Source organism: Ferrigenium sp. UT5 (assembly GCF_045866295.1).
GTDB lineage: Bacteria > Pseudomonadota > Gammaproteobacteria > Burkholderiales > Gallionellaceae > Sideroxyarcus.
Window position 1 is genome coordinate 77,028 of record NZ_BAAFRY010000003.1, and the last position, 16,439, is coordinate 93,466.

At 61.1% G+C, this 16,439-nt stretch carries 7 protein-coding genes; all 7 read right to left on the minus strand.

Annotation, left to right across the window (positions count from 1 at the left end; all coding sequences use genetic code 11):
* Position 1: 1 nt before the first annotated feature.
* Positions 2 to 1,897, minus strand: coding sequence for an ATP-binding protein (locus tag ACKTSJ_RS01790; protein WP_407896794.1), 1,896 nt, complete (start codon positions 1,895 to 1,897; stop codon positions 2 to 4).
* Entirely contained in the window at positions 1,894 to 2,838 is a 945-nt protein-coding gene (locus ACKTSJ_RS01795) for an ABC transporter substrate-binding protein (RefSeq protein ID WP_407896796.1), read from the minus strand. Before ACKTSJ_RS01795 ends, ACKTSJ_RS01790 begins: the two co-directional genes overlap by 4 nt.
* Before the next feature lies 1 nt (position 2,839).
* On the minus strand, positions 2,840 to 4,813 hold the full coding sequence (locus tag ACKTSJ_RS01800) for a TonB-dependent receptor plug domain-containing protein (protein ID WP_407896798.1): 1,974 nt from the start codon (positions 4,811 to 4,813) through the stop codon (positions 2,840 to 2,842).
* A gap of 356 nt (positions 4,814 to 5,169) precedes the next feature.
* Positions 5,170 to 7,986 (minus strand): EAL domain-containing protein, encoded by a 2,817-nt coding sequence (locus ACKTSJ_RS01805; RefSeq protein WP_407896800.1) that lies wholly within the window; start codon positions 7,984 to 7,986, stop codon positions 5,170 to 5,172.
* An 11-nt stretch (positions 7,987 to 7,997) separates the two neighbouring features.
* A complete protein-coding gene (locus tag ACKTSJ_RS01810; protein WP_407896802.1) occupies positions 7,998 to 10,469 on the minus strand; it encodes an EAL domain-containing protein in 2,472 nt (823 codons plus the stop codon).
* Positions 10,470 to 10,534: 65 nt separating this feature from the next.
* Positions 10,535 to 13,348 carry an EAL domain-containing protein gene (locus ACKTSJ_RS01815; protein ID WP_407896804.1) on the minus strand — a complete coding sequence of 938 codons (2,814 nt, stop codon included), beginning with the start codon at positions 13,346 to 13,348 and terminating at the stop codon, positions 10,535 to 10,537.
* Positions 13,326 to 16,235: an EAL domain-containing protein gene (locus ACKTSJ_RS01820; protein WP_407896806.1), complete on the minus strand. Its 2,910-nt coding sequence runs from the start codon at positions 16,233 to 16,235 to the stop codon at positions 13,326 to 13,328. Before ACKTSJ_RS01820 ends, ACKTSJ_RS01815 begins: the two co-directional genes overlap by 23 nt.
* Positions 16,236 to 16,439: the final 204 nt, after the last annotated feature.

Sequence of the window (16,439 nt, forward strand, 5' to 3'; positions counted from 1 at the left end):
ATCAGTGCTTGTGCAGGGAGCGCATCAGGGATCGCAGTTTGGCCGGACGCACCGGTTTATGCAGAAGAGGGAGTCCGTGCGCCGCCACCTGCTGCAGAATTTCGGGTGAGATGTCTCCGCTGATCAGAATGAAGGCCGGTTTGACCGCGCAGTTCGCCTGAATGCAGTCGAACAACTCCAATCCGTTCCCGTCCGGCAAGCGATAATCGCTGATCACCAGATCGAACGTCCGGTCGCGCAATGCCCTCACTTCCACCAGATTTTCTGCGGTGCTGACCAGACAACCCCAGGAAGTCAGCAATCCGTTGGTGCCCTTGCGCACCAGTTCATCATCGTCAACCACCAGCACCTTCAGGCCGGAAAATTCCTGACCAGCCCCGTCTGTCCCGAGCAATGGGTGGGTCGGTTCCGCCCGAAGTTGTGACAGCGCCTGAACCAGCGGCACTTCAACGCTGAATGTCGTACCCACACCGAGGGCAGAATGCAACGTCAGCGGGTATTGCAGCAGCTTGCATAAACGTTCGACGATGGGCAGTCCGAGGCCGAGCCCCTTGCTCCGCTCCCGTGCTGCATTTTCCAGTTGCACGAATTCCTGAAACACTCTGGTCTGATCCTGCGGGGCGATGCCAGTACCGTTGTCGCGGACTTCGATGCGCAGACGGTTCCCGCGCATGCGGCAGGCCAACAGCACCGTGCCATGCGGGGGAGTGTAGCGAACTGCGTTGCCCAACAGATTAAGCATGATCCGCTCGAGCAGGATCGGGTCGCTGAACACCCGCACGGCACGGCAATGCAAACGCAGGATGATGAATTTTTGTGCTGCCTGTTCCTGAAAAACCTCGAGCAGGCGCCGTGTCAGCGGGAGAATATCGATTGCCTGCACTTGCGGCACGACCACCCCGGCATCCAGCTTGGAAATGTCCAGTAGCGACTCCAGCAAACCGGACATCGCGCTGACCGCTTCCTCCACTTTATCCACGATCTCCCGCTGTTCCTGGGTGTTGATGCGGTGATGCAATTCCCCCATGAACAGGCCCAGCGCATGCATGGGCTGGCGCAGATCATGACTGGCCGCCGCCAGGAAACGCGTCTTGTCAAAATTGGCCTTCTCCGCCTCGTCCTTCTTTTCGCGCAACGCCTGGGTAGCCTGATCGATGCGCAGTTGCAGATGCTGTTGCTGTTGCTGGAGTTGCAGCGCCATTTCGTTGATGCCCTGCCCCAACTCGTTCAACTCGATGACCTGCATCTCCGCGATGCGGGTATCCAGTCGTCCCTCGCCCAGATCGCGCACAGCAGCGCGCATGCCAAAAATGGGCAGGGTGATCCGGCGCGCGGCGCCCATCGCCACTAATACGGACGCCAGCAACACCAGCGCCGTCAACAGCAGGCTGAACAGCACCAGTTCAAACTTCGACTGATGCAGACGGCGTTTGCTCATCAGCAGTTCCACGCGTCCGGCGGCAGGAACGGGCGCCTTGAGCGCGCTGTCATCCAGCGCCAGTTGCGTAGCAACGATCGGCCGGTACACACACAGCGAAACGTCGTTTTGCCACAACAGCAACTCACCATCCAGCACCGGCGGCATTTCATTCCAGCCTGAATTGCCCGCCACTGCCAGCAGGTTGCCCTCCCCATCCAGCACCCTGACCGCCTGCACATCTTTCTGCCACATCACACCTTCAAGCAATTGTTGCAGCGCCCCCTGATTTGCCGCGAACACCGCATACTCGCTGGAAACGGCCAATTGCTTGGCAATCAGTTCGGCGCGATCGAGCAACGCCCGATCCTCCTCGCCCATGCGGTAGTAGAGGAACGCGCCTTCCAACAGTGCCGCAAGAATCAGGACTGGAATCAGGGCAACGGCGAGTGCCTGCCGTTGAATGCCGTAGTGTTTCATCCTCCCCACCCGATGGCTGCGCGCAGTTGTGCTGCGTCTTTAATCGTCAAACCGAGCGAGCGGGCAACCTGGGTATTGACGCTCACCTCGAATTCTTGCGGATACTGGCTGGCCGGCAAATGTCCGTTCGCGGCGAAATATTCGATCGCCCCGGCCGCCTGATGCGCAACTTGCACGGGGCTACTATAAACCGAACACAGCGCGCCGGCTTGTACATAATTCCGGGAAATTCCGATCAGCGGCACGCGCTGGCGATAGGTTTGCAACAAAATATTCCGGATCGTGTCGCGGCGATAGATGGCGGCGTCCGGCAAGGCCAGCAACACATCTGACTTCCCAATCAATTCGGCCAAATTTGCGCCAAGCTGCGCGGGTTCTGTCACCACTTGTTCGTGCAATACCAGGCCGTCCGCACGCGCGAGGCGCCTTAAACCGGGCAATTCCATCGGCAAGGTTGCATACAGCACGCCTACCGCACGAACCTCCGGCAATGCCGCACGCAGCAGTGCCCAGTGCCGCGCAATGGGTTGCTCCATATAGAGGGCGGAAAATGCGGGACGCTTTATGGCGTCAACCGTGGCGCGCGGCGTCCACACACTCAATACCGGCCGTGTCGAATGCGACACGGCCAAAGAGGCCTTCATCCCAACCGCCACATAGAGATCGGTGCTTTCCGGCGGAGCGGCAGATGTGCCGATGGTTAGCGTGAACGCGCCCGCATCCAGTGCGTCTCGCAAGGCGCCGGCCAATTCGGAATAGCTCCCGCCCGCCTCGCTCAACAGGACGTTCACGCGCAGCGGGGCGGCATAAAGGGGCAGACACAGCCCCAGCAGCAGCAACGCCGCCCATCGCCGGGCACGACGCCACAGCACCGCTGCAACCCGCTGCAGCGTGCCCAACAAAACAATCCGGATGCTGAACGAACCCACGAACAGGTCCAAGTCAGAAGTTCAGTTTCAGAGTGACGTAGGCACGCTGATCGAACACGTTGCTCGCAACGTATTCGGTGTAGTTCTGCTTGAACAGATTTTGCACCACCCCCGCCAACTCCCCGTTGATCCCGAGCACCTGTTTAAGTTGCTGCGCCACGCGCACATCAACCCGTTTTTGTTTGGGCTGAAAATCCATGACGCCCCGGTCAAAGGGTTGCATCGCGCCTTGCCGGTAAACCGCCGCACTGACACTGAAGCCGCGCGCAAATTGGTGCATGAACAATGCGCTCATGCTGTTTCGCGGGATGCTCCCGGCCAGCAAATCGCGCAAACCGGGTTGCAGCGCCGGGACATTGCTGCGCCCGTATTCGCGCGCGTGGTTCAGCGTCAGATGGGTCTGCGCATCGAAATCATGTTTGAACGTGGTCTCCACCCCGGTAAAGCTGCCGGTCAGGCCATTGGCAAATCCGGTCCGGGTCGGAAATATGCCGTGGCTGAATTGCTCCTTGAAAATGCGCACATCCAGCGAGCTGGCATGCCGGTTGAATTGCCCCAGATAACCGATTTCGCGCGATCGCGTTTTTTCCGGAGCCAACGCCAGTTTCTGCACGCCCACCGTAAAACGGTCGCCCAGCTGGTAAGGCAAAGAGGGGGCGTTGTACTGTTCCGTAAACGAAGGGGTGCGATAGGCCACCGACACGCCAACGCGCAGGGTGTGGTCGGGAACGACGTGGATGTTGAGTGCGCCACGGGGCGAAAACCGGGTGTTGCCTTGCCCGTCGTCTTCCCACATTCCGCCCACGTTGCTGACGAATTGCCGGCTGATGCGCCATTCGTCGTGTGCGAACAGGCGCGCGGCTTGCCGGTTGAGCGTGTTGCGATGAACGGTGGGAGTGAATTCCAGAAAACGGATGGTGCCGCGCGCGTCATCCTGCTCCAGTTCCATTCCATACAGGACCCGATTGTCCGCCGCGAGCGCGAGCGCGTGCTGCACCGTCAGCACACTGACGTCCACATTCACGTCATTACGGGCGGGTTGTGCAGTAACGCCCGGATTCAACTGCTCCCGTGTCGTGCTCCGGGTGTGCGCGACCCGGGCGGTAAGCTCGGAATCGTTGCCCAGTTGATGCTGCCAGGTCAGCATCAGGAAACCATTCTCGTGGATCAAATCGTGAAACGGATTGCGCTGCAGGTGGCTGTCCCAGAACCCCACCCCCTGCACATCCCGGCTCACCCCGAATTGAATATCGAGGTCATCGCCCTCGCGGGGATAATAATTCGCGCGATAGTTCAGGAGCCGCGCCTGATTGCTGTCATTGCTGTTATTCATCAGTTGCGGGAAAGAGCTGGGAAAATGCATCGCGGTCCGGTCGTCATAACCGTTGTCCGCGGTGTAGGCCAGGGTCATGCGATAGTCAAATTTTTCACCGTGCGCCCCAAACTGGCCTTGAACATCATTGATCCCGTTGTTGCCACGGGTGACCGCCACATTTGTCCCGTTAAACAGCGTCGCCTCATGCGTAATGATATTGATCACGCCATGCACGGAGTTCGCGCCATAGGAGGCGGCGGCCGGGCCGCGTATCACCTCGATGCGTTCAATATCCGCCGGGATGATCGGCAAGGCCGCCCAGTCCACCAGGTTGGTTGGCGGCAGATAGACGCTGCGGCCGTCAATCAGCACCTGCATCGAGCGCGCATATTGATCGAGCGAGCCATGATAGGAAACAATCGGCTGCGCCCCCTTGTAATAGCTGACATACATGCCGGGCACCAGTTTCAACAGATCGGCCAGGTTGCGGAAACCGGAAGCCGTAATCATGTCGCGGTCGATGACCGTCATCGCATTCGGCGCCTCCGAGATGGGCTGGCGCAAACGCGATGCAGTCAGAACGGTGGGCAATTCCTCAAGAAATTCCGCTTCGGAATAGGCGGCATCGGCGGCCAGGGCAGCGCTGGCACCGCACAGGCAACCGAGCAGCATCAGGCATCCCGACCCTCCAGCCCAAGAAAAGCTGGCGTTCGAACTTTCCCTCAAATTCTTGCCGCCAGTACCGGACAGAGTCCGCATGGGGTGCGCCCTGCTCATGGCACTCGCGAAAAACCAGGTAACCCCTTCGACGCAGAGCAGGTTCAACCCAAAGACGGATAAAGACACGATGCTGGCTCCCTTTTCATTCCTGTTGATTGTCGCTGGACATTCCCCAACCGCCATGAGGCATGGCCGGGATGCGCGTCGGCGCACGGCCCCGGGACACCCTTCTTCAGTGGCTGACTGATGCCCATGGCGACACGACCGGGAATTATATCAAGGGCACCGTTATCCGTTCACTGGACGGATCAATCGCGCCATCTGCAGGACGAAAACAGCGCCTCGAACGCCTCCACCGGCACCGGCTTGCTGAACAGATAGCCCTGGAAATTGGAGCAACCGTAGCGGTACAGCAACTCGAACTGGGCGTCCGTCTCCACCCCTTCCGCGATCACATCCAGCTCGAAGTTCATGCCCAGGTCCACGATGGTCATCACCATCACCTTGTCGCCGGAATCGGTGGCCAGATTGCGCACAAAGCTCTGGTCGATCTTGAGCTGGTCCAGCGGCAGACGCTTCAAATAGGAAAGCGACGAATAGCCGGTGCCGAAATCGTCCATCGAGAAACGCACCCCGAATTCCTTCAGGGAGCGCATCTTGGCGATGGTGTCCTCCACGTTGTCCAGCACCAGGCTCTCGGTCAGTTCCAGCTTGAGCAGGGTCGGCGCGATGCCGTGCCGTTCCACCGCCGCCCGCACCTGCTGCACGAAATCGGTCTGGCGGAACTGGCGCGCGCTGACGTTCACCGACAGCGACAAGTCGCGGTATGGCAACTGGTCCTGCCACGCCGCGAGCTGGGCACAGGCGGTGTCCAGCACCCAGGCACCGATGGGCACGATAAAACCGGCCTCCTCCGCCAGCGGAATGAATTGCGCGGGCGACACCATCCCCCGTTGCGGATGGTGCCAGCGCAGCAGCACCTCGGCGCCCTGCGGCTTGCCCGCCGCATTCACCTGCACCTGGTAGAACAGACTGAATTGCCCCTGTCCCAGGGCTCCCCGCAAGTCGGCCTCCAGCGCGGCGCGCTGTTCGAGGGCGGTCTGCATGGCCGGATCGAAGAAGCGGATGGTGTTGCGCCCCGCCTCCTTGGCGCGATACATCGCCATGTCGGTCCAGCGCAGCAACTGGTCCAGACTCTCGTTGTGGTCGCGGAACAGGGTGACCCCGATGCTGGACGAGCAATGGTGCACGACGGGGGGCGCTCCCCCGCCCGCGGACAGTTCATATGGTTGTGCCAGCGCAGCGCGCAGCTTTTCCGCCACTATCTCGGCCTGCACCATCGCTTCTTCCGTACTGTGCGACAACCCTTCCAGCATCACCACGAACTCGTCGCCGCCGAAGCGCGCCGCGCTGTCGTCCTCGCGGATGCAGAGCGCGATGCGCCGCGCCACCTCCACCAGCAACAAATCGCCGATATCGTGCCCGTGCACATCGTTCAGCGTCTTGAACTGGTCGAGATCGAGGAACATCAGGGCGCCATGGCGGTGGCTGCGGCCGCACGAAACCAGCGCCTTGCCCATGCGGTCCAGCATCAGGCGCCGGTTGGGCAAGCGGGTCAGCGTGTCGTAGAACGCCATGTCGCGCATCTGCGCTTCCAGTTGCTGGCGATCGGTGATGTCGTGCACGATGGAAAACAACAGCGGCTTGCCGTCGGCCATCACCGGCGACGAATGCACTTCCACCGTGCGCACGCTGCCGTCGGCCAGCCGGTGCGAAAACACGAAATAGTTGCGTTCCTCGCGCAGCGCCTGCTGGCGCTCAACGGCCACTTCTTCCGGCGTCTGGGTATTGATCTCGGCGATCGACATGCGTTGCAATTGTTCGACCGTGTAGCCGTAGAAATCCGCGGCCGCCGCGTTGGCACTCACGATCTGGCCGCTGTCCGGCTCGATCAGCAGCATCGGCGAGGAATGCCCCTCGAAAATGAAGCGGAAGCGCGATTCGCTCTGCTGCCATTGCTCGGTGCGTTTCCTGACCTTGCTTTGCAACTGGGCATTGGCCTGCTGCAATTCCTCCTGCAGCCGCGCCCGCTCCTTGTTGCCGCGCAGCAGCGCGGCATTCTTGCGCCCCAGATACAAAGCGGCCGCCAACACGCTCAGCATCAGCAGCAAGCCCCCCGCAAGCAGCCCCAAAGCGTATTGGCGAACAACGTCGCGCCAATCGAATTCGACCGGCTGCCCGGGCAGCATGCGCAAGCGCGTCATCACCGCCTCCACCGGCGCGTAATTGCCCGGCGGCGTGAACCCGAAATAATCACCCGTTGTCGCCGCCGCATCACCACGGCGAATACGAAAGAGCGCCAGCGACACCGCCTTAGTCAGTTGCTCCGGCACGCCGGGCATCACCGAAAAGGCCCATTCCGGATACAGCTCGGTGGACAGCAGTTGCGGGAACAGGGCGGCCGGTTGCGGGTCGAGAATCTTCAACTGGCCCGGCTTTAGCGTGCCCTCGCGCTGCAGGCTTTCGATGATGCCGGTGCGCACGAAACCGGCGTCCGTCTCGCCGTTCAGTACATCGCGCACGACATTATCTTGCGGCAGACCGGTGAACTTCACGCGCCTGACCTCGCTGATTTTGATGCCTTGCTGGAACAGCGCCCAGCGCTGCATCATGTAGGCGCCGAACGATTTCTCACCGACTGCGGACACCGCCTTGCCGCGCAGGTCGGCCAGCGTGTTGATGTCGGCGCGGTCGGCTCGGGTAAAGATCACCCCGCCGAACTGGCTGACCGGATGTCCTTCCGCCAGCGGCATCAGGGTGGCGATGGCAGTCAGTCCGTGGGCGGCACGCAACGTGACGTAATGCTCCGGATTGTTGAGCACGAAATCGAAGCGCTTCTCGTCCACCGCACGGTCCAGCTCGGGAAAAAACATCGGCTCGATCGTGAAGTGGTGGCCAGGGATGCGGGCATTCAGGAAATCCGCGGTCAGCTGCCACTGCTGCCGCGTCTGTTCGATGGGGCGGAATGCCAGGATGCCGATGCGTACCTCGCGCTCGGCCGCCTGCACCGGCAGAGCCAGCCCGAGCAGCAGGAACAGCAGAATCGAATGGGTGATCGATTTCACGATATTCGCGCCTACGAACGCGGCGCATCTCCCCGCGGCAACAACGCCTCGAATTCAGGCAAAGGCACCGGCTTGCTGAAAAAGAAGCCCTGATAACTGGTGCAATGGCTGCTTTTCAGAATATTCACGTGCTCGATGCTCTCCACCCCCTCGGCGATCACATCGAGGCCGAAGTTGCGTGCCATGTCGATGATGGTGCGCACGATCACCTTGTCATTCCTGTCCGTCGCCAGATCGCGCACGAAGCTCTGGTCGATCTTGAGCTGGTCCAGCGGCAGCCGCTTGAGATAGGAAAGCGACGAATAGCCGGTGCCGAAATCGTCCATCGAGAAATGGATGCCGAGGCGCTTGAGCGCGCTCATCTTGGCGATGGTGTCGTTCACGTCGGTCAACACCAGCCCCTCGGTGAGTTCCAGTTTCAATTTGCCGTGATCGAAGTGGTAACGGTGCAGCAGTGCCGTGACCTGTTCGACGAAATCGCTTTGCCGGAACTGTTTGGGGCTGACATTCACCGCCAGTTGCAGATGGCGCTTCTGCGCGTCCATCGCCCATTCCTGCAACAGACGGCACGCCCCTTCCAGCACCCACGCGCCGATGGACAGGATCATCCCGTTCTCTTCCGCCACCGGAATGAAGCGCGCGGGCGAGACCGTGCCGAGTTGCGGGCTGAACCAGCGCAGCAGCACTTCCGCCCCGGTGATCTGGTGCTCCGCCCCGATCTGTGACTGGAAGTACAGTTGCAATTGGCCCTGTTCGAGCGCCTGCCGCAGGTTGGTTTCCAGTTCGGACCGTTCCACCACCGCTTCCTGCATCTCCTCCTCGAAGAAGCGGATCAGGTTGCGCCCACCCTGCTTGGCCCGGTACATCGCGGTATCCGCCCGCTTCAGCAGTTCCTCGATGCCGGTGTCGTGCCCGTGAAACAGGCTGATGCCGATGCTCGCACTGGAGTGGTGTTGGTAGCCCTTGAGCGAATAGGGTGTGTTCATGGCCAAGGAAATCTTTTCCGCGACCGATTCGGTCAGGGTGGCGGCACGCACTTCCGTCACCCCCATGTTCTGCAACACCACGACAAACTCGTCCCCGCCCAGGCGCGCCACGGTATCGACTTCCCGCACACACGTTTTGAGACGCCGGGCCGCTTCGACCAGCATCAGGTCGCCCATCTGGTGTCCGCGCGTGTCGTTGAGCGTCTTGAAGTTGTCCATATCCATGAAGATCAGCGCGCCCCATTCGCCGCTGCGCGCGCTGGTCGCCAGCGCCAGTTCCAGCCGGTCCATCAACAGCCTGCGATTGGGCAACCCGGTCAGGCTGTCATAGAAAGCGAGGCGATGAATCTCCGCCTCCGCCTGCTTGCGCTCGCTGATATCCATGAAGATCGCCACGAACTGGCTGATCTCGTTCTTGTCATCACGCACCACGGTGATGGTCAGCCACTTGGGATAAAGGGATCCGTCCTTGCGTTTGTCCCAGACCTCGCCCGACCACGACCCGTTGGTTTGCAATGCCTTCCACATCGCTGCATAGAAAGACGCATCGTGCTTGCCCGACTTCAGCAGGCTGGGGTCGCGCCCGATCGCTTCGGCAGCGCTGTAACCGGTCAGCCGCTCAAAGGAGCGGTTGACCGCAATGATGCGGTTCTTCGCGTCGGTCACCAGGATCGCCTCCTGCGTCTCGAAGGCGATGGAGGCGATGCGCAGCTTTTCCTCGCTGGCCTTTGCCGCCGTGATGTCCTGCACCGTGCCGATGGACTTGAATGCCCTGCCCTGCGCGTCATATTCGGTGCGGCCGCGCTCGCACACCCATTTGACACGCCCGTCCGCAAACAGCAGGCGGTGTTCGATAGCGTAATCGCGGCGCTCGTCCACCGACGATTCATACGCCTCGGAAACCAGATTGCGATCCTCGGGATGAATCAGGTCGAGAAAAGCCGGGTAGGACGCGCCGAACCGCTCCGGATCGATCTCGAAGATGTGGTAGATCTCCGCCGACCAATCCAGTTTCCCGCTCTGCAGGTCGAGCTGCCAGTACCCGAGCTTGCCCAGCCGCTGCGCCTCTTCCAGCACGAGTTGCTGCAACTTGCTTTGGGTGATGTCGGTGCGGATGCTGATGAACGAGGCGACTGCTCCCGCCGCGTCGAACAGCGGCACGATGGTGCTCTGCACCCAATACAGCCCGCCGTGTTTGGCCCGGTTGCAAATCTCGCCGTGCCAGACCTGGCCGGCATAGATCGTGCGATACATCGCGGCAAAGAAGGCTTTGGGGTGCAGGCCGGAATTGACGATGCGATGATTCCGGCCCAGCAGCTCGTCGCGCGCGTAGCCGCTGATCGCGCAGAACTTGTCGTTCACCTCGATGATGTTGCCCTGACGGTCGGCGATGGACACGATGGCATGCTGGTCGATCGCCGTTTGCATCGCCACGGCATCGGGCATGCCGGCGTGGCCGCTTCCCGTGATTTTTGCTTCGAGACTATCTCTCATCATGTCGGCTATTCCCCGTGATCGTTGATTCAGGCGCGTTCAGAAATCCAGAACTGCAAGAGCACATCTCATGACCCCGTCCTCGCTTCCGTGGCCAAAAAGCGCACCACTTCCCCGGCAGGCACCGGCTTGCTGAACAGATAGCCCTGGTATTGCTCGCAATTCAGATCGCGGATGAAGGCGAGTTGCTGCGGGGTCTCCACGCCTTCCGCAATCACCGTCATCTCCATCGCATGCGCGAGCACGGCGGTCGCACTGACGATGCTTTCGTCGTTCTCGTCGGTGGCGATGTCGCGCACAAAGGACTGGTCAATCTTCAGCGCGTTCATCGGCAACAGTTTCAACCGGCTCAAAGAGGAATAGCCGGTACCAAAATCGTCCAGCGCCAGGCTGAATCCCGCCGCACTCAAGCGGTGAACCGTCGTCTCGCTGTTGTTGCCGCTCTCCATCAGCACGCTCTCGGTCAATTCGAGTTCGAGGTAGCGATTGTCAATACCGCCGTCATGCACGATTTTCTGGATGCGCTCGACCAGGTCGGACTGCCTGAATTGAACCGCCGACAGATTCACCGCGACCGGGACGATGCAATAGCCCTGCGATTGCCAGATGCGCAACTGCAAGACGGTCTGGCGCAAAACCCAGTCGCCGATCTCGGCGATCAATCCGCTCTGCTCGGCCACCGGAATGAAAACGGCGGGCGAGATGAAACCAAACTCGGGATGCTCCCAGCGCAGCAGCGCTTCCATGCCCACGACCCGATTGTCCGCGCACGCCACTTTGGGTTGGTAATACAGCATGAGCTGCTGCTGGTCGATGGCAGCGCGCAGGTCGTTCTCCAGACGCAGCCGTTCCACCGCCTTGCGGTTCATCTGCTCCTCGTAGAAGGCAAGCCGGTTTCGCCCCCCGTCCTTGGCGCGGTACATCGCCAGATCGGCGTTGCGCATCAACTGCATCGCCGTGTCGCCGTCGTCGGGGCAGAGGCTGATCCCGATGCTGGGCGTAACGTGCAAGGCGTGCTTGCCGATGTCGAACGGCTCGCCCAGCACCGCGATCATTTTTTCCGCCACGAAGGAGGCTTCCGCCTCGCTGTCCAGATCGGTCAGCAAAGCGATGAACTCATCCCCACCGAAGCGCGCCAGGGTATCCGTTCGCCTGATGCAGGTTTGCAAACGCAACGCAACCTGCCGCAACAGCGCGTCGCCCACATCGTGCCCCAGCGAATCGTTGATGTTCTTGAAGTGATCCAGGTCGATGAATAGCGTGGCCAGCTTGGTCCTATGGCGCAGCGCCTGCGCGATGCCCTGCTCGATGCGGTCTTGCAGCAGGTTGCGGTTGGGCAAACGGGTGAGGCTGTCGTAATTCGCCAACTGGCGGATGCGCTCTTCTTCTTTTTTGCGCTCGGTGATATCGATGAAGACGGCGATGTGATGCGTGAGCTCGCCCGCGTCATCCCGCACGTTGCTGATGGTCAGCCATTCCGGAAACACATCCCCGTTCTTGCGTTTGTTCCAGATCTCTCCGCGCCACATATCCTCTTCATTCAATTTCTGCCACAGCTCGCGGTAGAACTGCATCGGTTGGCGACCGGAAGACAGCAGCCGCGGATTTATCCCAATCACCTCTGCCTCAGCGTAGCCCGTGATCAGGCTGAAGGCACGATTGACCATAACGATGCGGTTGTCGCGATCCGTGACCATGATTGCCTCGCTGTTCTGCTCGAACACCTTGGCGGACAGACGCAGTCCTGCTTCAGCCACTCGGCGCTGCCTGATTTCCCCGGTCAGGCTATCGACCATGTCATGGATGGCGCGGCCCAAATGCGCCACTTCGTCTTCCCGGTTCACCGTCGGTATGGCGGTGTCCAGATCGCCCGCCGCCACCTTGTCTGCTGCCGCACTGATGCGACGGATCGGATCGGAGATACGCCCCGACATCAACCAGGAAAGCCAGGTAAAAAACAAACCCAGCAGAACGCCCGCGAACAAAATGTGCCGTTGCAAATCGCGCGCCGGCGCGAACGCGGTCGTCACCTCTTCACGCACCACCGCCGACCAGCCCAGACCGGGATAGTCGCGATAGCCTGCCGAGCGCGCGTAGCCCACCAGATAGGTCTTGTCATCCCTGAACGGCTCGATCCGATACCCTTTGCCCGCGTGCGCCTTGATGTCCTGTGCGGTCAGCGGCGCCATTGCGGCGAAGTCCCCCCAGGCATTCTCGGTGCCCGACAGCACCTTGCCGTCGTCGCTCAATAAAAAGATTTCCCGCCCCGGCGTGCGCTTGCTGTCCAGCGCTTCGGATGCCCAGCTCCAGTAGATGTGGCCGCACAGTACGCCGAGCAGATTGTTCCGGTGATCGAACACGGGGGACGCAACATCCACCAGGTAGAACGTCTCGCCGCTGGGGTTGGGCAGCAGCTTGGCCAGCAGCAGGGCATCGTGCACATCGCCGATATAGTCTCCCTTGCGCCCCTCGGTGCACCAGGGCCGTTTCGACAGATTCTTGCCTTCGAGGTATTTTCCGGTACCCACCAGGCCAATGCCCTGGGTGTCGCAAAAGCCGATCCACGCATAAGCATCGAAGTTTTTCTGCAAACGTTCCATCAGTTCGCGTTTGCGATCCACGCCCACTTTGGGGTCGCGCATCTCATCCAGATTCGCCGCATTGCGGATCTCGCGGACCCGTTCGAACATGCCGCGGTCCAGCACGTCCAGCGCGGTCTGGGCGCGGCGCACAAAAGCCTCGCCCTCGTTCTGCTCGATCTGGCGCTTGCTGGTATCCGCCGCATAAAAACTCAAGGCGGCAGAAAGCAGCATGACGATGCCGCCGCTGGCCAGACCAATCTCCGCGCGCAGGCTGCTTTTAGGATTGAAGCGTGCGAGCATTTGACAGGCCCTCCCGCTGTAATTGTTCGAATTGCACCAGTGGCACCGGCTTGCCGAACAGATAACCCTGGAAGGCATGGCAACCGCGCAGGTTGAGGAATTGTTCCTGTTCTTCCGTTTCCACGCCTTCGGCGATCACGTTCAGGCCAAGCGCCTCGGTCATGGCGATGATGGTCTGCACGATGGCGGCGTCGTTGGGGTCGGTGGCGATGTCGCGCACGAAGCTCTGGTCGATCTTGATCTGGTCCAGCGGCAGGCGCTTCAGGTATTGCAGCGAGGAATAGCCGGTGCCGAAGTCGTCCATGGAAAAACTGATACCGAGCAGCTTCAGTTCGCGCATCTTCTCGATCGTGTCCTCGACGTTCTCCAGCACCGTGCTTTCGGTCAGTTCGAGCTTGAGGCGGGACGGCTTGGCACCGGTTTCGACCAGGATACGCTGCACTTGCGGCACGAATTCGGCATCGCGGAACTGGCGCGCGCTGACGTTGACGGCCAGGGTCAGCTCGGAGGTCTGCGCATCCTGCTGCCAGGTTTTGAGTTGCAGGCAGGCCGTGCGCAAGGCCCAGGTACCCATCGCCACGATCTGCCCGGTTTCTTCCGCCAGCGGGATGAAAGCGGCAGGCGACACCATGCCGCGCTGCGGGTGTTGCCAGCGCATCAGGACTTCGGCACCGAGCGGACGGTGCTGCGCATCTACCTGAATCTGGTAGTAGAGCAGCAACTGGTCGCCCGCCAGCGCCTGCTCCAGTTCGGATTCCAGTTCCAGCCGGGCATCGATGATGGCCTGCATCTGCGGATCGTAGAAACGGATGGTGTTGCGCCCCGCCTGCTTGGCCTGATACATGGCGATGTCGGCGTGTTTCAACAGCGCGTCGAGAGTCTCCCGATGGCCGCGCAGCATCACCACCCCGATACTGGGCGAGATGTGGTGCGCATACTCGCCCAACTGATAGGGCTGGTTGAGGGCGGCGCGGATCTTTTCCGCCACGATTTCCGCCTGCTCCGCCGCCTCCTGCGGCGCAATACTCAGGTTGTCGAGCACCAGCACGAATTCGTCGCCGCCCAGGCGCGCCACGGTGTCGCCCTCGCGCATGGCGTTCTGCAAGCGCCTGGCCACTTCGCGCAGGAGCTCGTCGCCGGCGGCATGCCCTTTGGAATCGTTGAGTTTCTTGAAATTGTCCAGATCGAGCAGCATCAGCGCCGCATGCCGTCCGTTGCGCGCGCTGACCGCCATCGACTGCTGCAAACGCTCCAGCAACAGACGCCGGTTCGGCAGGTTGGTCAGGGCGTCGTAGAACGCCAGCTGATGGATGTGCTGCTCTTTTTCCCTGCGCTCCGAGATATCGAGAAAGGTCGCCACCGCACCGACGACCTTGCCGTCGGCGACGATGGCATGCGACCAGTATTCCACCGGCAGCGCCACGCCGTCCTTGCGCCAGAACACTTCATCGTCGCAATGCGCGGACTGGTTCAGTTGGAAGGCCTGGTACATGAGGCATTCGGTTGCCGGATAGGGCGTGCCATCGGCATGGGAATGGTGGATGAGCGTGTGGATGTGCCGGCCCAGCACCTCCCGGGCACTGGCAAACCCCAGGATGCGCAGGAACGCCCGGTTGACGAAGGTGCACCGCCCCCGGTTGTCCACGCCATACATGCCTTCCGCCATCGAATCGAGCAGGCGTTGCAGGCTCTCCTGCGACTCTTTCAGGGCTTTTTGTGCCGCCCTGCGCTCGCGGATGTCGCGGCAGGAACCATAGACCCGGCCATTCGGCAACAGCACCGCGTTCAACTCGAACGGGATCTTCTCGCCGTCGCGCGTCAGCAGGCGGATCTCGAACACATGACGCCCGGAAACCGAAATGATCTGCGCGCCTGTTTCGTGGTACGTTGCGCGCCAGTCTTCCGGCACCAGATCGAACACGCTCATCGCATACAGCTCGGCGCGTTCATAGCCCAGCAGGTTCACCACGTTGTCGTTGACATAGACGATGTGCCCGTCCTTCTCGGTGATGAACACGGCATCCGGCGCACTCTGCAGGGTCAGGCGCAGTTGGTCTTCGCTCTCGCGCAGGGCGGCGATCATGGCGGACGATACCGCTTCCGATTGGCGCAGCAACTGCTCGTGCTGCTGCTGCAGATTTTCCAGCTCGTTGGCGTTCGCACGCGCCATGCGCTGGTCGAACAGGCTGGCCAGCAGGCCGCCGCCGAACCAGAACATCGAGGTCAAGGCCACCAGGATCGCCAGCACGCCGGGTTCAATGCGCAGGGCATCAACCTGGCAGATCGCGTTCTGCGGAATCTGCACGCCGACCATGGCGACATAGTGCATGGCAGAGATGCCCAGCCCCAGCAGGATTCCGCCGAGCACATTGCGCGGCGTGCCGTGCAGCTTCAGCCATGCGGCACGGTACATGAAATACAGCGCCATCCAGGATGCGGTGATGGCGACCAGCACGGACGCGACCAAGACGAGCGGTTCGTAGCGGATCGCCGGCATCATCTTCAGCGCGGCCATGCCGAGGTAGTGCATGCCGCTGATGCCGATCCCCATCAGGACGGCACTGAACAGCAGGCGTCCGGCGCTGACCTCCGGTTGGCGCAGGATGCGGAACCCGACCAGGGCGGCGAGGATGGCGGGCAGCAGCGACAGCAAGGTCAGTTCGAGGTCGTAACCCAGCGGAATGGGCAAATGGAATGCCAGCATGCCGACGAAGTGCATAGCCCAGACCGCCACGCCCAGCGTCGCCGCCCCCGTCAGCATCCACATGTTGGCGGTATGGCCGGTGCTGATCCGCATGCGCCGGGCATGGATCAGCGCGGTGTAAGCGCCGACCATGGCCAGCAACACCGACAGCAGCACCAGCGGAATATTCCAGGAAATCAGCAAAACCATTCCTTATTTGAAGATTCGGACGCCCATCTTAACAAGCTACGCCCCCGCGCAATCGTTGCAATAACCCCTGGAAACAGAACCTGATCCGCCTGCTGCCCGTCTCGAACCCTATCGGCTGGATTTTGAAAATCTTTAGCAGAAACGTCATGGAGCGCCAACTGGACAGACCGAACGACTATAATCACGCACCTTTCCCGT